Origin of the sequence: Corallococcus sicarius (genome assembly GCF_003611735.1) — a bacterium.
In the GTDB taxonomy this organism is placed as follows: domain Bacteria; phylum Myxococcota; class Myxococcia; order Myxococcales; family Myxococcaceae; genus Corallococcus; species Corallococcus sicarius.
On record NZ_RAWG01000068.1, the window covers coordinates 19,699 to 37,624 of the forward strand.

General features: G+C 71.0%; 17 protein-coding genes. 5 read left to right on the forward strand and 12 right to left on the reverse strand.

Going from position 1 to position 17,926, the window contains the following annotated elements:
• Nucleotides 1-411: 411 nt before the first annotated feature.
• Together D7X12_RS42365 and D7X12_RS13490 are read left to right on the forward strand one after the other, a co-directional pair.
• Nucleotides 412-663: a hypothetical protein gene (locus tag D7X12_RS42365; RefSeq protein WP_147443639.1), complete on the forward strand. Its 252-nt coding sequence runs from the start codon at nucleotides 412-414 to the stop codon at nucleotides 661-663.
• Between the two features lie 267 nt (nucleotides 664-930).
• Complete coding sequence (locus D7X12_RS13490; RefSeq protein ID WP_120625685.1) at nucleotides 931-1,335, forward strand: response regulator; 405 nt, start codon at nucleotides 931-933, stop codon at nucleotides 1,333-1,335.
• 31 nt (nucleotides 1,336-1,366) lie between these two features.
• Here the strand turns inward: D7X12_RS13490 and D7X12_RS13495 are convergent, their stop codons facing one another.
• The 4 genes from D7X12_RS13495 to sitA5 form a co-directional block, all read right to left on the reverse strand.
• Nucleotides 1,367-2,677 carry an ABC1 kinase family protein gene (locus tag D7X12_RS13495; RefSeq protein ID WP_120625686.1) on the reverse strand — a complete coding sequence of 437 codons (1,311 nt, stop codon included), beginning with the start codon at nucleotides 2,675-2,677 and terminating at the stop codon, nucleotides 1,367-1,369.
• 107 nt (nucleotides 2,678-2,784) lie between these two features.
• The gene (locus tag D7X12_RS13500) at nucleotides 2,785-4,578 is read right to left on the reverse strand and encodes a serine/threonine-protein kinase (protein WP_120625687.1); all 1,794 of its coding nucleotides are present in this window, start codon (nucleotides 4,576-4,578) and stop codon (nucleotides 2,785-2,787) included.
• Between the two features lie 735 nt (nucleotides 4,579-5,313).
• Nucleotides 5,314-5,766 (reverse strand): SitI3 family protein, encoded by a 453-nt coding sequence (locus tag D7X12_RS13505; RefSeq protein WP_120625688.1) that lies wholly within the window; start codon nucleotides 5,764-5,766, stop codon nucleotides 5,314-5,316.
• A 24-nt stretch (nucleotides 5,767-5,790) separates the two neighbouring features.
• On the reverse strand, nucleotides 5,791-7,158 hold the full coding sequence (gene sitA5 / locus D7X12_RS13510; protein WP_147443640.1) for a SitA5 family polymorphic toxin: 1,368 nt from the start codon (nucleotides 7,156-7,158) through the stop codon (nucleotides 5,791-5,793).
• A 200-nt stretch (nucleotides 7,159-7,358) separates the two neighbouring features.
• Between sitA5 and exaC the strand changes: the two genes are divergently transcribed.
• Nucleotides 7,359-8,885, forward strand: a complete 1,527-nt coding sequence (gene exaC / locus D7X12_RS13515; RefSeq protein WP_120625690.1) for an acetaldehyde dehydrogenase ExaC — start codon at nucleotides 7,359-7,361, stop codon at nucleotides 8,883-8,885.
• A gap of 2 nt (nucleotides 8,886-8,887) precedes the next feature.
• The gene (locus D7X12_RS13520; protein ID WP_120625691.1) at nucleotides 8,888-9,277 is read left to right on the forward strand and encodes a DUF779 domain-containing protein; all 390 of its coding nucleotides are present in this window, start codon (nucleotides 8,888-8,890) and stop codon (nucleotides 9,275-9,277) included.
• Between the two features lie 24 nt (nucleotides 9,278-9,301).
• Here the strand turns inward: D7X12_RS13520 and D7X12_RS13525 are convergent, their stop codons facing one another.
• The 8 genes from D7X12_RS13525 to D7X12_RS13560 form a co-directional block, all read right to left on the reverse strand.
• Complete coding sequence (locus D7X12_RS13525; RefSeq protein WP_158620046.1) at nucleotides 9,302-12,121, reverse strand: sensor histidine kinase; 2,820 nt, start codon at nucleotides 12,119-12,121, stop codon at nucleotides 9,302-9,304.
• 324 nt (nucleotides 12,122-12,445) lie between these two features.
• Nucleotides 12,446-13,381: an aldo/keto reductase gene (locus tag D7X12_RS13530; protein WP_120625693.1), complete on the reverse strand. Its 936-nt coding sequence runs from the start codon at nucleotides 13,379-13,381 to the stop codon at nucleotides 12,446-12,448.
• Between the two features lie 28 nt (nucleotides 13,382-13,409).
• Nucleotides 13,410-13,685: a DUF5985 family protein gene (locus D7X12_RS13535; RefSeq protein WP_120625694.1), complete on the reverse strand. Its 276-nt coding sequence runs from the start codon at nucleotides 13,683-13,685 to the stop codon at nucleotides 13,410-13,412.
• Nucleotides 13,686-13,698: 13 nt separating this feature from the next.
• Nucleotides 13,699-13,956 carry a DUF5985 family protein gene (locus tag D7X12_RS13540; protein WP_120625695.1) on the reverse strand — a complete coding sequence of 86 codons (258 nt, stop codon included), beginning with the start codon at nucleotides 13,954-13,956 and terminating at the stop codon, nucleotides 13,699-13,701.
• Nucleotides 13,949-14,356: a hypothetical protein gene (locus D7X12_RS13545; protein ID WP_120625696.1), complete on the reverse strand. Its 408-nt coding sequence runs from the start codon at nucleotides 14,354-14,356 to the stop codon at nucleotides 13,949-13,951. Before D7X12_RS13545 ends, D7X12_RS13540 begins: the two co-directional genes overlap by 8 nt.
• 80 nt (nucleotides 14,357-14,436) lie before the next feature.
• A complete protein-coding gene (locus D7X12_RS13550) occupies nucleotides 14,437-15,258 on the reverse strand; it encodes a hypothetical protein (protein WP_120625697.1) in 822 nt (273 codons plus the stop codon).
• 10 nt (nucleotides 15,259-15,268) lie between these two features.
• Nucleotides 15,269-15,655, reverse strand: coding sequence for a response regulator (locus D7X12_RS13555; RefSeq protein WP_120625698.1), 387 nt, complete (start codon nucleotides 15,653-15,655; stop codon nucleotides 15,269-15,271).
• Nucleotides 15,656-15,669: 14 nt separating this feature from the next.
• Nucleotides 15,670-17,142 (reverse strand): ATPase domain-containing protein, encoded by a 1,473-nt coding sequence (locus tag D7X12_RS13560; protein WP_120625699.1) that lies wholly within the window; start codon nucleotides 17,140-17,142, stop codon nucleotides 15,670-15,672.
• A gap of 75 nt (nucleotides 17,143-17,217) precedes the next feature.
• Here D7X12_RS13560 and D7X12_RS13565 point away from each other — a divergent pair.
• Nucleotides 17,218-17,926, forward strand: a 709-nt coding sequence (locus D7X12_RS13565; protein ID WP_147443641.1) for a TIGR00366 family protein, incomplete at its 3' end; no start/stop codon positions are given.

Genomic DNA, 17,926 nt, shown 5'->3' on the forward strand with positions numbered 1-17,926 from the left:
AACGATACGGGCAGGGGCCGGGTCCAAGGCTGCTCCGTTGACGACCACCCGACCGAGGCGGGAAGTCCTCCAGGCGCGACAGCAGCTCCGCGGGAATATGGACGGCGCAGGCCATGACGCTCCTCCAGGTCCAGGTGACAGGTGATGCCGCGACAGCCAGGGGGCGGCTCCCAGGAGCGATGTGCGGACTTGGAAGGCTGATGGAATTGGCCCTGGGGCCAATGGGTGACAACCCCGGCGGAGGTATCTCCGGGTCCTGCCCTGGTGGGTAAGCGGATCTTGCTGGGCCCGGGGCACTGCGCCAAAGCCCTCCCGCGACAGCGAGCTTGAAGCCATCCTGGAGAAGGTGCGGCAGGTCCGGAACTTCGACTTTCGCAACGACAAGCGCGCCACGCTCCAGCGCCAGACGCGGTGGACATCGCGCGGGGCGGCATCGAGCACCGCAAGGGCGGTCCGGCGCCACGGCTGGACGTGGTGCTGCCCAAGAAGCTCCCGCACGTGTCGGGCTCCGCCATGGAGCTGCGCTACGGGGTCATCAACCTGCTCATCAACGCACGCGACGCCATGCCCCAGGGGGGCACCATCCGCGCGCGGGCGGCAAGCTCACCGCGGCCAACCGCCCGGAAGGGGGCGCGGTGTTCACCCTCACCTTCCCGGCGATGAAGGCGCCCCCCGCGCGCAAGAAGTCGCGCTGACCCGGAAGCAGCCTGCTCCCCTGGTCCCGGTGTCCTTCATGGCTAGGAACGCGGGTGTGGATTGCCCACCCGGGGCACCAACGCAGCGTCCTTTTCCGCTGGAAGCTTCCAGAAATTTCCAGGGAGGCTGGCCAGGGGTGAGAGGCCTGGGCGATACTGCCGGGGTGTCCGGGTCACTGGTTGCTGGGGCAGCGTGACCGGGACACCCCAACTGTCGGTTCCAGGGGGAGCCATCATGTCGTCGGAGCCCAAGATTCGCGTCCTCATCGTGGACGATGACCCGGACCAGCTCGCGCTGACGGAGCGTTCGTTGTCCTCGTACAACTTCGAGGTCCGCACGCACCGCTCGTCGCTGGGGGTCTCCAACCTGGTGCGCACGACGGCGCCGGACATCGTGCTCTTGGACGTGAACATCCCCGCGCTCAGCGGGGACAAGGTGCTGGCCCTGGCGCGGCAGCAGGCCCCGGAGCACACGCGCTTCGTCCTCTACTCCGCCTCCGACGAGGCCAAGCTGCGCGCGCTGGCGCTGGCCGCGGGCGCGGACAGCTACCTGTCCAAGAGCACCCAGGGCGCGGACCTGGCGCGCAAGCTGGAGAAGCTGCACAAGCGCCCCCGCACCGCCGCGGCCCCCGCGAAGTAGCGGCGACCGCGAAGTCAGGGCGCTCGGGCCCTCACGCGGGCACGAGCGCGCCGACCTCCAGGAACACCTGCCGGAAGTCGCCGTTCGCGCCCAGCATGCGCAGGTTCTGGGCAAGCCCCCCGGTGGCGCGGAAGAACATCATCCCTTCCGGGGGCGGCTTGATGCGCAGGAAGCGCGCGGCGTTGCGCGTGAAGTGGTTGCGCAGGTCGCGGTTGATGTCGCAGGTGCCGTAGTCGTACGGCGAGGCGCGCATGGGCCGCCCGGCGATGTGCAGCACCTCGCGCAGCAGCGCCTCCGCCTCCGGCTCCGGCAGCTCCACCGAGAAGCCGACCTCCCGGCACAGGCCCAGCACGTCCAGCGTCTCCAGGCGCAGCGCCTGGTGGAACATGCGGCGGTTGGACTCCACGAAGCCCGGGCTGAAGCGCTTGATGGAGCCGAAGTCCAACAGGCCCATGCGCCCGTCCGGCATCACCATGAAGTTGCCCGGGTGCGGATCCGCGTGGATCTCCCCCGCGTCCAGGAAGGGGCCGTAGGTGGCGCGGATGAGCTGACGCGCGACGCGGAAGCGCGCGGCGTTGTCCGGGGACGTCGTCACCCAGTCCTTCAGCGTCTGGCCTTCCAGCAGCTCCAGCGTGAGGACGCGGCGCGCGCTCCGGTCCTCGATGACCTGGGGCACGTACAGGTCCGGCAGCTTCGCCACGCTCTTCGCGAAGCTGGCGGCGAGCATCGCCTCGCGGCGGTAGTCCAGCTCCAGCATGAGTTCGTCGCGGAACTCCTGGAAGTAGGCGGTGGCGTCCATCATCCGCGACGTCAGGGAGACGGTCTTCACCACCATGCCCAGGTTGTCCATGTCGTGGCCCATGGACGCGTCGATGCCCGGGTACTGCACCTTCACCGCCACCTGCCGGCCGTCGTGCAGCACCGCCCGGTGCACCTGGCCGAGCGACGCGGCGGCGAGCGCCTCCCGGGAGAAGTCGCGGAACAGCTCCTCCGGCGGGGCGCCCAGCTCCTCCTTCACCACGCGGGACACCTGGGCGTAGGACATGGCGGGCGCCTGGTTCTGCAGCCGCGCCAGCATCTGCCGGACCTCCGGCGTGAGCAGGTCCTGATCCATGGAGAGCGCCTGGCCCAGCTTCATGGCCGCGCCCTTCATCTCCCCCAGCGTGGCGACCAGCTTCTCCGCGGTGCCCAGGCTGAGCAGCTCCGAGGGGCTGGAGCCGGAGAGCCGTCTGGCGCCCGTCTTGAGCACCTCTGAACCCACGTGCATGGAGAGGCCGGCCAGCTTGCGCAGCCGGTTGAGCCGCCCCTGGGGCGGAAGCTTGTCGTCGGGGTCGGAGGCCATGGGCGTGGAGAGGATTAACGAGGACTCCCCCCCCATACGCAAGGCAACCGCCCTCCAGATGCGGGGCCGGCGGTCTGGAGACCGGCCTGGCGGCCCGCCTGGCGACGTTACCGGGGCGTCGTGGAGCCGCGGACCCGGGCGCGCAGGAAGCGCCAGCGCTTGAGCCCCTCCAGGTCCAGGGGGTCCGCGCGGACGGCCTGCTCATAGGCGGCGAGCGCCTCTTCCAGCCGGCCCACGGACGCCAGCGCGTCCCCGGACAGCCGGTGCACGGCGGCGCGGCCCTCGCGGCCGGTGTTGCCGGCGAGGAAGCGGCGGCGGCACTGCTCCAGCATGGTGGCGGTGAGGCCCGCGGCGAGGCACCGCTCGATGCCCTCCACGTTGCCCAGCGTGGCGTCGTACTCCACGCGCCGCTCCACGTTGCCCAGCGTGTGCAGCGCCCCGCTGACGCGCTCCATGGCGCGCTCCACCTGGGCCTTCTGGGCCTCCGACAGGGGGCGCGTCTTCAAGAGCTCCAGGGCGCCGCGGGCGCGCTGGGCGGCGGTGCGCACGGACTCCAGCGTGGCGTCGCGCGGCAGCTCCAGCACGGCGTACGGGTCCCCGGCCAGCCGGCGGCGGAAGCCCTGCAGGACGGCTTCCGCCTGCGCGTCCTCCGGCGTCGGCATGGCGGCGGCCTGCGCGGCCTGCGCGGCCGTGGGACGCGTGCCGTTGCGCAGCTGGGTGAGCGTGGCCTGGAAGCCCGTCCCGGTGTCGCGCAGCTGCACGCCGAAGCCGGGGGACATGTGCCAGGACTGGGCCTGCTCGGCCGTGACGTGGCGCACCACCTGGGCGGTGCACGGCAGGTCACCGCCGGGCAGCCGGAGCACCAGCGACACGTCCGACAGGAGCGCGGGCGGCGGGGTGGCCAGCTGGAAGAAGAGGCCGGTGCGGCCCACCCACTCGCCCTTCAGCTCCAGCGCGGGCTGGGTGGCGGCCTGGGCGCCGGTGCCGCGCAGGAGCGCGGTGAGCTGCGGCAGGGCGGGCGCGGGCGGCGGGGCGAGCGCGGCCTCCAGGGCGGCCCGCAGCTCCGCGGCGGAGGCGAAGCGGTGTTCGGGCCGCTTGGCCAGCGCGCGCAGCAGCACCTTGGACAGGGCCTGCGGCACGGCGGCGCACACCTCGTGCGGCGGCACGGGCTCCTTCTGGAGGTGGCCGACGAGGATCTCCGCCGCGGTGCGCCCGTGGAAGGGCACCTGGCCGGTGAGCAGCAGGTACGCGAGCACGCCGGCCGCGTAGATGTCGCTGCGGGCGTCCACCAGCCCGTCGCCGCACTGCTCGGGGGCCATGAACTCCGGGGTGCCCAGCAGGACGCCCACCTCGGTGGTCATCTCACCGGCGGGCCGCGACAGGAGCTTGGCGATGCCGAAGTCGAGCAGCTTCACGCGCTGCCGGCCGCCGGGGCCGGGGACGAGGAAGACGTTGGCGGGCTTGAGGTCGCGGTGGACGATGCCGTGCGCGTGCGCGGCGCCGAGCGCGTCACACACCTGCGTCATCAGGTCCACCACCTGCGCCGGGGCCATGGGGCCGCGGGCGAAGTGGGCGAGGCTGTCCCCCTCCAGGTACTCCATGACGAGGTACGGGCGCCCTTCGCGCGAGTCCAGGTCGTAGAGGGTGACGACGTTCTCATGCTGCACGAGCGTAAGCGTGCGGGCTTCGGACAGGAAGCGCGCGACGAGCTCCGGGGCCTGCGCCAGGTGGGCGTGGAGCACCTTGATGGCCACGCGCTTCTGGATGAGGGTGTGCTCCGCGAGGAACACGGTGCCCATGCCGCCACGGCCCAATTCGCGCACCACGCGGAAGCGGCCGAACTCCTGGCCCACCAGCGATGGGACGACGGGCGTGGGCGAAGACAGGGGTGACGGCGTCATGCCCACCGCACCGGCCGGGCCCGGCGGCGGGGTCCCCGCGTAGAGCAGGGTGCCGCCGGAATCCAGACCCCTCAGGAGCGTGGGACACGCCTCCGCCGGGGAGTGGGGCTGACCGCAGGAGCAGGTGGAGGACGACGGGGCGAGCACGGGTGGGGACCGGAACCTGAGCAGGCGATGCGGGGGTGGAACGGCGTCAGCGGCAGATGCGAGCGGTGTGCCAGCACCCGGGAATTTCGGGGTCGCGCGGACGTCCGCGCCAAACGGTTGATCCGCTTCGTGTTTCCGACACTCCTACGCGGCTCGCGCTCCAGACCCTCACGAGACACCCCATGGTTCCGGGGAGTTTTTACAGCCCCGGAACGGAACAGTTTTCCGCCCTGCCCCTGAAGACGTTCAACCCACCAGACCTTGGGCGACTTCCGCCTTCACGGCCCTCAACGCCCCTCGGCAAGCAGGGTGGGTGCAAGATGACAGGCGGCCCTGCGGGTTTCCAGCGTGCACTGACATGAACATCAAGAGCGGAAAACATTGTGTCCGCTCTCGAATTAAGCCGCGTTTGCACCTCTCGCCGCACGCGCCTGGAAGGCATTGAGCTTCTCCGAGGAGCGCGCGGATCAGCGCGGTGTTGAAGCACGAAAAAGCCCCCGGGGATGAAGCGTCCCGCAAGGATGACGGGACTTCCCGTGCTTCTGGCTGAACGCGGTCCGCGTGCGGTGGGGACGCGGGATGCGGGGGCTACAGCAGCGGAGAGGGAAGGCTGCGGCGTTCCACGGGGCGGCCCACTTCGGCCTGGAGCCACGCGTCATCGTCCCAGGGCCAGCAGTCCTGATTGAAGACGAGCTGGCCTTCACTCCAGCGCAGGACGATGTGCTCTCCGTTGAAGAGGAGGACGCCCTCGCGGCAGTGCGGGAGGAGCAGCAGCGTGGCGCGCAGCAGGAGCCGCGTGAACGCGCTGAAGTCGTGGTTGGAGGCGTAGCGGAAGCCGACGGAGAGCTCGGGGAGGAAGTGGAACGCCTCGTGCCAGAGGGCTCGGGAGCGGGCACTGGGGATGCTGACGCCCACGGTCCAGCCGGGCGCGCCCAGGTGCGTGGCGTCCTCCCACGGAAGAGGGCCCTGATCCGCGAGCAGCCTCAACGCGGCTTCGGGCGTCAGGTCGGTCGACACGGAGAGGCTGTAGTCCAGACCCATGCGGGCTCCCATCCTAGTCGTGCTTCAGGGGAAGAGTCGGTGAACGGTGCCGCGCTGGACGACGAGGACCTCGCGCAGACCGGAGATGGACCACTCGGCGAGTTGCTGGCGGAGCGCCGCCAGGCTGACGGCGCTGTCGTCGAGATTGACGACGAAGCGCTCGGCCTGACCCCGTTCGACCTTGCCGGCCAGGGTGTCCGCGATGCTGCGCGGCTTGGAGGTCGTGGGGGCGTAGCAGTCGTAATACTCGCCGTTGATGCGGTAGTCCGGCCGGGTGCCGTTGCCGGGAGGCAGTGGGTTCTGCTCCACGGAGTAGCCGTGCTCCGCGAGCGTACGGGCGGACTCGTTCTCCCGGGCGATGGAGCGGATGTTCTCCGGCTGTTTGTCATTGGGCCCCGGTCGCGAGGGCTGGCCCGTGAGGCGGGACTGGACGTGGGTGCCTCCACCTCCGCCGGGACGCCTGGCGGACATGGCCACCGCGTTGGCGGCGAGGCCCACGGTCATGCTCCCCTCCGCGATGGAGATGGAGCGGATGCCGCCCGCCATCGCGGCGGAGAACTGGATGCCGGCGTTGGTCTCCGCGGCGAGGGTCGCCTGCGCGAAGCCCGGGAACTGGGGGCCCTTGGACGCGATGTTGGAGGCGCCTCCTCCGATGGCGGCGGTGAGCGCCAGGATGATGACGCGGGCACCGTCCTCGCCCATCACCTTGCCGAAGCGGCGGCCCGCGTCCTCGAGCTCGTCGAAGGACACGGCGCGCTCGGAGTCCCTCGTCAGGCGCTGCCAGCCGTCGATGAGGTTGAAGAACACCTCCAGGCCCAGATAGGCGACGAGGTACGTGGTGAGCGCGAGCGCCACGAGCTTCGTCACGGGCTCGGGTACGACGAGCATGACCATGTACGCGGCGAGCGCCGAGGTGATCATCGCCTTGAGCACCAGGGGATTGATGACGCCCCGCACCGCCCCCTGGGCGCCGTCCCAGACACCGTCCCAGGCGAAGCTGAGCGCCAGCTCCCGCCGTCCCTGGCCGTCCAGGAGCGGCAGGCCGCCGCCGAGGAGCGTGAGGCATTCGCGGGGGCTGTCCTGTCGCTCGCACCACGCGCCGTAGTCCCGCCCGGAGGTGTTCGGCGGGGCGTCGTCCTCGCCTTCCCATGACGCCAGCTGGAAGCGGGGGCGTGGCGGGGCTTCGGAGCGGAGGTTGAAGCGCAGGCCCAGGACGAGCTGGGACATCACCGCGCGGAAGGCGTCTTCATCCACCGGGATGGGCTTCACGTTCGTGGGCGGCGTGTAGACGACGGGCCTGCCCTCGCCCGTGTCCAGACGCACCACCCGGGTGGTCGAGCAGCCAGCCACCCAGAGCCCCAAGAGCAGCAGTGTCCCCCAACGCAGTGCCATGCCTTCCTCCTGACAGGCAGCGTCCGTCAGGGCGGAGGGGCCCACCATTCCCCATGGGAGGCATTGACTCGGGGGATGCGGCTGCCTCACCCGCCCCCGCTCCGATCATTAACAGACATTGACAGGCCCTATTCGGCACATAACGCAAGGCGTTACCTGCCTATCGTCTGTTCGTCTTCAAACCCCCGCAGGAGTCCCCCATGTCGACGGTCTACGAAGCACCGGGTCAGAAGGGCAGCAAGGTCCAGTACCTCAGCCGCTACGGCAACTACATTGGCGGGCAGTTCGTGCCGCCGGTGAAGGGCCAGTACTTCGAGAACATCAGCCCCGTCACCGGTCGCCCCTTCTGCGAGGTCCCCCGCTCCACCGCCGAGGACATCGAGAAGGCGCTCGACGCCGCCCACAAGGCCAAGGACGCCTGGGGCAAGACGCCTCCCGCGGAGCGCGCGAACATCCTCAATCAGATCGCGGACCGCATGCAGCAGAACATCGAAATGCTCGCCGTCTCCGAGTCCTGGGACAACGGCAAGCCCATCCGTGAATGTCTCGCCGCGGACCTGCCGCTCGCCATCGACCACTTCCGCTACTTCGCCGGGTGCATCCGCGCGCAGGAAGGGGCGCTCAGCCAGCTGGACGACAACACCGTCGCCTACCACTTCAACGAGCCGCTGGGCGTCGTCGGGCAGATCATCCCGTGGAACTTCCCGCTGCTGATGGCCGCGTGGAAGATGGCCCCCGCGCTCGCCGCCGGTAACTGCATCGTCCTCAAGCCCGCGGAGCAGACGCCCGTCACCATCCTCAAGTTCGTGGAGCTGGTGGGCGACCTGCTGCCCCCCGGCGTCCTCAACATCGTCAACGGCTTCGGCATCGAAGCGGGCAAGCCGCTCGCGAGCAGCCGGCGCATCTCCAAGATTGCCTTCACCGGAGAGACGACCACCGGCCGCCTCATCATGCAGTACGCCTCCGAGAACCTCATCCCGGTGACGCTGGAGCTGGGCGGCAAGTCCCCCAACATCTTCTTCGAGGACTGCTTCGCGAAGGACGACGACTTCGCCCAGAAGGCGCTGGAAGGCTTCGCCATGTTCGCCCTCAACCAGGGCGAGGTGTGCACCTGCCCGTCGCGCTCGCTCGTCTCCGAGCGCTTCTACGACGAGTTCATGCACAAGGCCGTGGAGCGCACGAAGCGCATCGTGCAGGGCAACCCGTTGGACCTCGCCACGCAGATTGGCGCGCAGGCCTCCAATGATCAGCTGGAGAAGATCCTCTCGTACCTGGACATCGGGAAGAAGGAGGGCGCGAAGGTGCTCATCGGCGGCGCTCGCAAGGCGCTGCCCGGCGCGCTGGCGGAGGGCTTCTACGTGGAGCCCACCATCTTCGAGGGACACAACAAGATGCGCGTGTTCCAGGAGGAGATCTTCGGCCCCGTCGTCGCGGTGGCGAAGTTCAAGGACGCCGAGGACGCGCTCGCGCAGGCCAATGAGACGCTCTACGGCCTGGGCGCCGGCGTGTGGACGCGCGACACCAACACCGCCTACCGCATGGGCCGCGGCATCCAGGCCGGCCGCGTCTGGGTGAACTGCTACCACCTGTACCCCGCGCACGCGGCGTTCGGCGGCTACAAGCAGTCCGGCATCGGCCGGGAGAACCACAAGATGATGCTCAATCACTACCAGCAGACGAAGAACATGCTCGTCAGCTACGACCCCAAGCCCATGGGCTTCTTCTAGGGATGCCCGTCCCCCGCGTCGAAGTGACGCCCGCCGCCGAAGCCCTGCTCCACAAGATGCAGGGCCTCCACGGCCCGCTGCTCTTCCACCAGTCCGGTGGTTGCTGCGACGGCAGCGCGCCCATGTGCTTCCCACGCGGCGACTTCCGCGTGGGCCAGGAGGACGTGTACCTGGGTGAAGTCGTGGGCACGCCCTTCTACATGTCCGGTTCCCAGTTCGAGTACTGGCGCCACACCCACCTCACCGTGGACGTGGTGCCCGGTCGCGGCAGCGGCTTCTCCGTCGAAGCCCCCGAAGGCGTGCGCTTCCTCATCCGCTCGCGCCTGTTCACCGACGACGAGCACCACGCACTGGAAGCCGAGGGGCCGCCACCCAAGGGGCCCCAACACTGAGCGCCCGGCCTCCCCCGCCTTCTTCTACGACGCCGGGGGAGTGCGGGGCAGCCGCAGCGTGAAGGTGGCGCCCTGTCCCGGCTGGCTGTCCACGTCGATGCGACCGCCCAGCGCTTCGACAATCTGCCGGCTGATGTAGAGCCCCAGGCCCATGCCGCCGTAGTGCCGGTCCGACACGGCGCGCTCGAAGCGGCCGAAGAGGCGCGGCAGCGCGTCCGCTTCAATGCCGATGCCGGCGTCGCTCACCTCCACCCAGGCTTCGTCCTCCGCGTTGAGGCCCGCGCGCACCGACACCGGACAGCCCGCGCCGTACTTCGCCGCGTTGGTGAGCAGGTTCACCAGCACCTGGTCCAACCGGAGCGCGTCCCAGTGGCCGGTGAGCGTGCGCGGCAGCTCCAGCCGCAGCAGGCACTTCGCCTGGGCGAACACGTCCGTCATCCGCTCCACCGCGTCGCGCGTCACCTGCACCAGGTCCACCTCCGCGCGCTCCAGCACCAGCTTGCCCAATGACAGACGGCTGACGTCCAGCAGGTTGTCCACCAGCGCCGTCAACCGCAGCACCTGCCGCTGCGCGGTGGCCAGCCGGTTCGTCACCGGCCCCGTCAGCCCGGCCACCTCCAGCCCCCGGCCAATCAGGTTGTGCTGGAGGATGAGGCTGGTGAGCGGCGTCTTCAATTCGTGGCTCGCCACGGAGAGGAACTCGTCGCGCAGGCGCACCGCGGACTGCGCGTCGTGGTAGAGCCGCGCGTTCTCCAGCGCCACGCTCAAGCGCAGCGCCAGCTCCTCCGCCATCGTCACGTCCGCGGCCACCAGCATGCGCTGTGCGCCCGCGGTGAACAGCGTGATGACGCCCAGCGTGCGTCCCCGGGAGCGCAGCGGCACCGACAGCACCGACGTGGGCGCCAGGCTGCCGATCAGGCCCCGATGCTCCTCGCTCGAGGACATGTCGTGGCAGCGCGGGGCATCCAGGGGCGCGACGAAGCAGACCTCGCCCGACGCGAAGCACTGGAGCGCGGGATGTCCCGGCCCCCGGCCTGGCTCCGTCAGGGAGGCCCGCATCCGCGCTTCGAGCGCGGCCTCGCGGTGCGCCGCCGTCACCCGCCGCAGGCTGCCGTCCGGCTCCGCCAGGTCCACCAGACAACCGGTGGCCACGTGGTTCGCCACCAGCTTCGCGACCTCCGGCAGCGCCTGCTCCACGTCATCCAGGCGCAGCGCCAGGACACGGCTCGCGTCCAGGAGCAGCTGCAGCCGCTCCTCGGCCTCCTTGCGCCGCGTGATGTCCGCCATGGCGCCGGTGACGCACGCCACCTTCCCGTCCGGCCCGACCAGGGACTGCCCCACGCTGTGCACCCAGCGGATGCCGCCGTCGCGGCGCACCAGGCGGAACTCCTGCTCGAAGACGACAGGGGCCTCGCTCTGGTGCCGGAGGAACTCCGGCTCCAACGGGGCCAGATCGTCCGGGTGCACGTACCGGAGGAAGTCGCCCATGGCGCTCGTGGAGTCCACCACCGGCAGCCCCAGCATGTGGTTGAGCGCCGCGTCCCGCACCTCGTGCCCGCGGCGCAGGTCCACCCGCCACGTGCCCACGTCGCCCGTCACCAGCGCCTGGCGCAGCCGCTCCGTGCGCTCACGCAGGGCCTCGTAGAGCGAGGCCCGCTCCAACGCCTGCGCGCACTGGTGCGCCAGCGCTTCCAGGAAGGCGCGCTCCGAAGACGTGAAGGCGCGCGACTCCGGCCACGCGAGCAGCAAGAGCCCCCGCACCCGCGTCTCGCACCACAGCGGCACCACCGCGCGGGCGCCCGGGCCCAGGCTGCGCGCGAACTCCGCGTCCTGGGGATGCTGGGCGATGAAGTCCTCCAGCGAGGCGAACCACCCCGCCTCGTGGCGCGTGTCCTGGCGCGCCGTCGGGGACGCGCTCCCGCCCGGATGCTGGGCGAAGTGGCCCTGCGCATCGTCGGGGTAGCCCAGCAGGCGCAGGGGGCGCATGCGGCCGTCCTCCTCCAGCGCCAGCACCGCGACGCGCGTGGCGCCGCTGGCCTCCCACACCTCGCGCGCCAGCACCTGCGCCACCGCGTCCTCGGTGGCCGCGCGGGACAGCGCCGCCGTCACCGCCTGCAGCCGCGCCGTGCGCGCCTGGGCCTGACGGGCCTCGCCGTAGAGCAGCGCGTTGTCCAGGGACAGCCCGGCGCGCCGGGCCAGCTCGCGCGCCAGCTCCAGCTCACGCGCGCCGTAGCGGCGGTCCGGTGCGCCGGAAATCAAAGACAGACACCCCAGCACCCGCCCGCGCGCCTCCAGCGGGACGAGCATCACGGAGCGACAGCCCAGGCGCCGGGACTCGGCGAACAACAGGTCGCTGTCAGCCACCGCCGCCGCGGCCCCGGGGTCCGGCACGTCCGGCACGTCCGACATGAGGAACGGTTGCCCCGTGCCCAGCACGCGGCTCACGCCCCGGGGCCCGTTCACCGTCATGGGCCAGCGCTCCGCGAGCGCGTACACGTCGCACACCCGCGCGGGGTCCCGGTGCGCCGCCGCCCTGCGCACCACCGTGCCGTCCGCTTCGAGGAGATCCACCGCGCACCAGTCCGCGAGGCCCGGCACCACCAGGTCCGCCAATTGGCGCAGCACCGTGGGCTCATCCAACGACGACGCCAGCGCCTCGCCCGCGCGGGCCAGGAAGGCGAAGCGGCCCTCCCCCAAGAGCGGGGCCGACACTCCGGGCATCGCGGCCGGAGCGTCCTCGGTCTGGCTCACGGGCGGAAGGTCCACCTCGAAGGTACGGCCTCCGGCGGAAACATTCTCCGCCCCCTCGCTCGCGCGCAGGAGCGTCACCGCGGTGTCTTCCATCAGCGCGAAGCCTGGCCCGGACGTGGCCCCCGCGTCTGACGGGGCCGCTTCCGAAAGCCGGGCTTCGTTCGTCGCCCCTTCTGTCATCAGGGAAGGCGGTCCAGCGTCGCCGGAGGGCTCGGATGAAGGCTCGTGCGTTGGTTCGGGCATGGGCGGGGCGGGCCATGGCGCTGCAAGGGCAGCGCCTCTGAACCAGAAGGGCGCTTCGATAATGACGGCCCGGCCCCCCCACAAGGCACCACGGCCCCCGGATTCGGGGCGAGTGTCCTCCAGCCAACCCGTCAGCGTCCGCCCCCCGCCAGGCGGATCAGCGCCCACGAACCGTCACGCAGGAGGATTCCACCACACCGGGCCCTTGTCCTGGATGGCGGTGTGCGCACGCTCGCGCACCGTCCGGAGCGCGGCCGCGTCCAGGGGACGGTGGGCGGCGGCCGCGTGCAGCGCGGCGTCCTGTTCGTTGGGAAAGCCCAGGCCCAGCAACATCACGTCGGGATCCAACGTGAGCGTGTAGTGCACGCACTCCGCCACCGACAGGTGCGGCAGCACCGGCGTGTCCCGCGCGTCGCCGCCGGAGGACACCTTGCCGCGCGGTCGTGCCTGGAGCGGCCGGCCGTAGCCCTCCGTGTCCCCCAGGAGCTTGCCCGCGCCGAACGTCTTGAAGGACACCACGCCCACGCCCCGCTCGCGCGCCAGGGGCAACACCGCCTCCACGTAGCGCGCGTCCACGAAGGGCCCCAGCGGGAACATCACCACGTCACACCGCCCGGAGCGCACCGCCGCCAGCAGCGCGTCCGGGTGGTGACAGGAGATGCCCCGGAAGCGCGCCTGGCCCTTCGCCACGCAGGCCTCCAACTGCTCCATCGCCCCACCCGGCCGGGCCAGTTGCTCCCACTCCTGCAATGACTTCACCGCGTGCAGCGCGAACAGGTCCACCGAGGGCAGGCCCAGCCTCGCGAGGCTCGCCTCCACCTGTGGCGCCACCGGCGCATCCAGCACGTCCACCTTGTCGATGACGAACACGCCCTCGCGCTGTCCACGCAGGGCCTCGCCGACGACCTCTTCGCTCAGGCCGTCCTCGTAGCCGGGCGCGGTGTCGATGACGTTGAGCCCCGCGTCCAGCGCGCGGCGCAGCGTGGCCACCAGCTGCTCGCGCGGCACCGTCCGGTCCGCCAGGTCCCCAATGCCCACCGCCGTCGCGGTGAAGCCCGTGCGCCCCAGGGGCCGGCGCGGGGTGAAACGGGGAAGGGTTGCATCCGCCATGGCTGACGCCTCCATGGGACACAACATCTCACCCGGCGCTTCGCCCCGCCCGGTTCTTGTCCCAGATGGCTCCCAGGATGAGCAGGTAGGCGAACAGCCGGACGACGTACAGGTAGTGCCGGCGCTCCTCGTCCAGGCTGGGGCCCACCAGCAGGCCGAACAGGTTGTTGAGCCCCATCAGCGTGAAGGCCAGCGCGAACAGGGCGAACAGCCGGTCCTTGGACTGTTTGTGGAAGCGCAGGAAGAACAGGGCGCACGCGAGGTACGCCATCATCACCGCGCCATCGAGCAGGATCTTGAGCATGGCGTGCCGTCCTTCAGGACACGTCCCAGATGAGGCCGAAGAGCAGCACGCAGCCCGCCACGAGCGACGCGCAGGTGCGCGCCAGCGACAGGTCCTGGTCGGGGACGAGCACCAGGTCCACGAAGAGCATCACGTTGTTGAGGGTCAGGACGCAGAAGCACAGGCCGCTGTAGAGCAGCAGCTTCACCCGCGTGCGCCGCCACGCACGCAGCAGCAGCACCGCGCACGCCACGCTCGTCAACGCGCACAGGATGTAGACCGCCTCAGCCATGGCCCTTGCCATCCTTGTCCGGCTTCAACACGAATGCGTCCGCGAAACCCCGCACCCGGTCCATCGGGCGGGAGAAGATGAACGAAATCACACTCACGCGCCGCCCCGCGTAGCTGGCCGCCAGCTCCGCGGCCGACTTCACGTCGTCGGACTGGGTGGGGCTGAAGCGGAAGGCCTCGTCCGGGCCCCCGTCCTCAACGAGCAGCCCGCCCGTCTTCAGCTCCGCCAGACGGCGGGCCGCGGAGGCTTCGGTGATGCGCAGTTCCAGGGCCACCGCCGGCGCCGTCCACACCCGGTCCGTCCGGGCCCGAAGCAGGAGGAGGACCTCCAGCTTCTCAATGGAATCGATGTGCGTCGTGAGGAAGCGCTGGACCCGAGGAGCGAGGTCGGCGTCGGTCACGTCTCCACCTATGGACCCAGATACTTTGTGAATCAACCTTTTCCATCAGGGTGTCTGTTCACAGTCCTACACGCGTCCGCCTAGTTGCGCACGCGCGGGGGCGGAGCCCGCACCCGGACGTCCATCCGCGCCTCGCCTGCCACCATGCTGCTGATGGCCACGGGCTGCTCTGGTGACAAGCGGGCCACGGCGCGCAGGGCGGCCACGAGGATGAGGGCCTCCAGGCTGGAGGGGACGCTCACACCCTGCGGGCCGGACTTCAGGGGCAGGGGCAGCCGGGGCACGCGGCCGGCGGCGGCCAGCGCGTCCACGGCGTAGGGCGGCGTGGCCTCCAGGGAGACAGCAATGGCGGGCAGCGCCTTGGCCTCCTCCGCCTGGCCGTGCACCTGGAGCTCCAGCAGCCACGCCAGCGCGCCGGGCCGCTCGTAGAGGGCCAGGCCGGTCAGGCCGTCGTCGGCGTAGAAGACGCAGCCCTCGTAGGTGTGCTCGTGCGCGCCGGTGACGTCCACGACGAAGGGCTGGCCGTCATCCCAATGCAGCCAGGGCTTGGCGTCCCAGTACTCCGTGGACGCCTGGACGAAGAGCAGGGCCTTGTCGGAGCCCAGGCCGGACAGGCCGCGCTGGCCCCAGGCGAGGAACGTGGCGATGGCCGCGCGCGCGGAGAGCGCCGCCTGCGGGGGCGGCTCCACGGCGAGGCCCAGCTCCGCGGCGGCGTCCGCCAGCGCGGGCTCGCAGCGCACTTCGGAGGGGTCCTCCACGCCGGCGAGGAGCGCGCGCAGGCCGGCGACGTCCTCCTGTTCGAAGACGGGGGCGGAGGGGTCCCCCGCCTCGCCGATGCGCAGGTACACCCCGGTGGTGCCCTGGGAGAGGGGGACGGGCCCCAGCTTGAGCAGGTGGAACATGGCGCGTGCCTCAGCCTTCCCGCGCGCGGTGCGCGTCCAGCACCTTGCGCACCTGCTTCATCAGGGCGCGGATGTCGAAGGGCTTCTGCAGGAACTCCATGCCGGGGTGCAGGCGCTTGAGGCCGTTGACGTCCACGGCGCTCATGCCCAGCACGGAGATGTGGCGCAGCGCGGGGTCCCCCTGGATGCGCTCGATGAGCGCGGGGCCGTCCAGCACGGGCATCATCCAGTCGGTGAGCACCAGGTCCGGCTTCACCTCCGCCATGCGCTCCAGGGCCTCTCGGCCATGGGAGGCCGTCAGCACGCGGTAGCCCTCTTCCCGCAAGAGGTCCGCGAGCGCCTCCAGGATGCCCTGTTCGTCGTCCACCACCAGCACGGTCTCGGTCGCGGGAACCACGGGTCCTCTGGGGGTCAGGAGTGGTTGCCCGGGAAGCGGGCGATGCCGGTGAGCAGCAACTCAGGGGACGGCTGGAACGGCGGCTGGACCTCGATGCCCTGGGGCGTGATGAGGAATTCGCGCAGCGTCGGGTCGTAGTCCGCGTCCCGCAGCTTGAAGATGGAGAGCAGCCGCCGCAGCCGGCCGTTGAGCTCCAGGTGGCGCATGAACAGCAGGTTCTCCGCCACGCCCGACAGGCCGGTGCCCAGCGGCACGTCCATGTCCGGGCCGAAGAGGCGGGGGGTCTCCAGCGTGAAGAACGTCGTCACGCCGTTGCGGCGCAGCTCCTGCGTGAGCGCGGCGAAGAAGGGGCTGATGCGCGCGGGCTCGTGGGACGTCTCCACCATCGCGCTCAGGCCGTCCACGAACAGGCGCTTCACGCCGCGCTTGCGCACGTCCTCCAGCATCGTGTGCGCGACCAGGTCCAGGTTGCACTCGGCGGGCATGTTCCAGTGGAGCGCCAGCCGGCCCTCCTTCACCGCGGTGCCCAGCGCCAGGCCCACGTTGGCCGTCTTGTGCAGCAGCCGGTCCGGGCCCTCGTAGAAGCTCACCATCAGCCCGGGCTCGCCCAGGCGCAGCCCTTCGGCCAGGTGGCTCGCGCCCAGGATGGTCTTCCCGCAGCCAGGGGGCCCCATCACCAGCGTGGTGGACGCGGCCGCGATGCCTTCGGGGATCATCGCGTCCAGCGTGGGCACGCCGAAGCGCACGCGCTGCGTGCCCCAGTCCGGCGGCTGCGAGCGGCTGACCACCGACTCCAGGCGGGGGAACACCTCCACGCCCGCCTCGGAGATGCGGAAGTGGTGGGAGCCGCTGAGGCTCGCGCTGCCCCGGAACTTGCGCACCTGCAGCTCGCGCCACGAGCGCATGGCCACGGTGCGCTCGCGCAGCTCCAGGATGCCGTCCACCATCGTGTACTCGGGATGGACGGTGGGGCCCACGCTGCTCGTGAGCAGCAGCGCGGTGAAGCGCGTCAGGCCGGCGGACACCTGGAGCTCGTGGATGAACTTCTTGAAGTCGCGGCTGCTGCCCGCGGCCTCCTGCGCCTGCACCAGCCCGTCCAGCACGAGGATGCCCGCGCCGTGGTTGCGCATCTCCCGGCGCAGGAGCTCCAGCAGGCCCGGCAGCCCCTGCTCCTCCAGCACCCGGAAGCCGCTGACGTAGTAGATGCGCTGCGGGAGCTGCGAGGCGTCGAAGAACGACATGCTGCGCAGGTTCGCGAGCATGCGCGAATGGGACTCCGCCAGCAGCGTCACGTAGAGGCAGCGCGTGCCCAGGCGCGCCTGCTCGTAGCAGAGCTGGTTGGCCAGGAGGGTCTTCCCCGCGCCCGGCTCCCCCACCACGATGTAGACGCCCGACGCCACCAGCCCGCCGCCCAGGATGGGGTCCAGTCCCGGCACGCCCGTCGCGATGCGGTCGAAGGCGGGAGGGTGCTGCTCGGTAGGGGACATGGCGACCGCTCATACCGTAAAACCGCGCGTGTCGCCCCGGCGTTTTTGGGGCGCCTGCCCGCCTGGAGTCCCCCTGTGGAAACCCTCGTCCGGCTCGCTGAAGGCCTGGGCCGCTTCTCCTCGCGCTTCGTGCCCAGCGCCTTCGCCATCGCCGTGCTGCTCACCCTGCTCACGATGGCGCTCGCCCTGGGCTGGGTGGGGGCCGCGCCGACGGCGGTGCTGGACGCCTGGGGCGGCGGGTTCTGGGAGCTGCTCACGTTCTCCATGCAGATGGCGCTGGTGATGTTCACCGGCTACCTGCTGGCCCTCACCGCGCCGGTGAAGGCGCTGCTGGAGAAGGTCGCGAGCCTGCCCAAGAGCCCCCGGAGCGCCACGGCCCTGATGGCGTTCGTGTCCATGGCGCTCGCGTACTTCAACTGGGGGCTGTCCCTGGTGGCCAGCGCCATGCTGGTGCGCTTCATCGCGCGGCGGCGCCCGGACGTGGACTACCGGCTGCTGGTGGCGTGCGCGTACTTCGGCCTGGGCGCCACGTGGCACGCGGGCCTGTCCGCCTCCGCCCCGCTGCTCGTCGCGACGCCGGGGCACTTCCTGGAGAAGCAGCTGGGGACAATCCCCATCGACCGGACGCTGTTCTCCCCCTTCAACGTGGGGCTCACGCTCACCGCGGTGGCGCTGCTCACCGCGCTCGCCTGGGCGCTGCACCCGTCCCCGGCGCGCACCGTGCGCGTGGAGCCCCAGGTGCTGGAGAAGCTGGGGGACTTCACCCCGCCGCCCAGGCCCCCCG

Bases quoted from the DNA above. Each gene is read 5' to 3' on its own strand.
- D7X12_RS13525 (WP_158620046.1), bottom strand. From the start codon at position 12,121: ATGGAAGACACCGCGGTGACGCTCCTGCGCGCGAGCGAGGGGGCGGAG.
- D7X12_RS13500 (WP_120625687.1), bottom strand. From the start codon at position 4,578: ATGACGCCGTCACCCCTGTCTTCGCCCACGCCCGTCGTCCCATCGCTG.
- D7X12_RS13505 (WP_120625688.1), bottom strand. From the start codon at position 5,766: ATGGGTCTGGACTACAGCCTCTCCGTGTCGACCGACCTGACGCCCGAA.
- D7X12_RS13550 (WP_120625697.1), bottom strand. From the start codon at position 15,258: ATGTTCCACCTGCTCAAGCTGGGGCCCGTCCCCCTCTCCCAGGGCACC.
- D7X12_RS13535 (WP_120625694.1), bottom strand. From the start codon at position 13,685: ATGCTCAAGATCCTGCTCGATGGCGCGGTGATGATGGCGTACCTCGCG.
- sitA5 (WP_147443640.1), bottom strand. From the start codon at position 7,158: ATGGCACTGCGTTGGGGGACACTGCTGCTCTTGGGGCTCTGGGTGGCT.
- D7X12_RS13520 (WP_120625691.1), top strand. From the start codon at position 8,888: ATGCCCGTCCCCCGCGTCGAAGTGACGCCCGCCGCCGAAGCCCTGCTC.
- D7X12_RS13495 (WP_120625686.1), bottom strand. From the start codon at position 2,677: ATGGCCTCCGACCCCGACGACAAGCTTCCGCCCCAGGGGCGGCTCAAC.
- D7X12_RS13560 (WP_120625699.1), bottom strand. From the start codon at position 17,142: ATGTCCCCTACCGAGCAGCACCCTCCCGCCTTCGACCGCATCGCGACG.
- exaC (WP_120625690.1), top strand. From the start codon at position 7,359: ATGTCGACGGTCTACGAAGCACCGGGTCAGAAGGGCAGCAAGGTCCAG.
- D7X12_RS13490 (WP_120625685.1), top strand. From the start codon at position 931: ATGTCGTCGGAGCCCAAGATTCGCGTCCTCATCGTGGACGATGACCCG.
- D7X12_RS13540 (WP_120625695.1), bottom strand. From the start codon at position 13,956: ATGGCTGAGGCGGTCTACATCCTGTGCGCGTTGACGAGCGTGGCGTGC.
- D7X12_RS13530 (WP_120625693.1), bottom strand. From the start codon at position 13,381: ATGGCGGATGCAACCCTTCCCCGTTTCACCCCGCGCCGGCCCCTGGGG.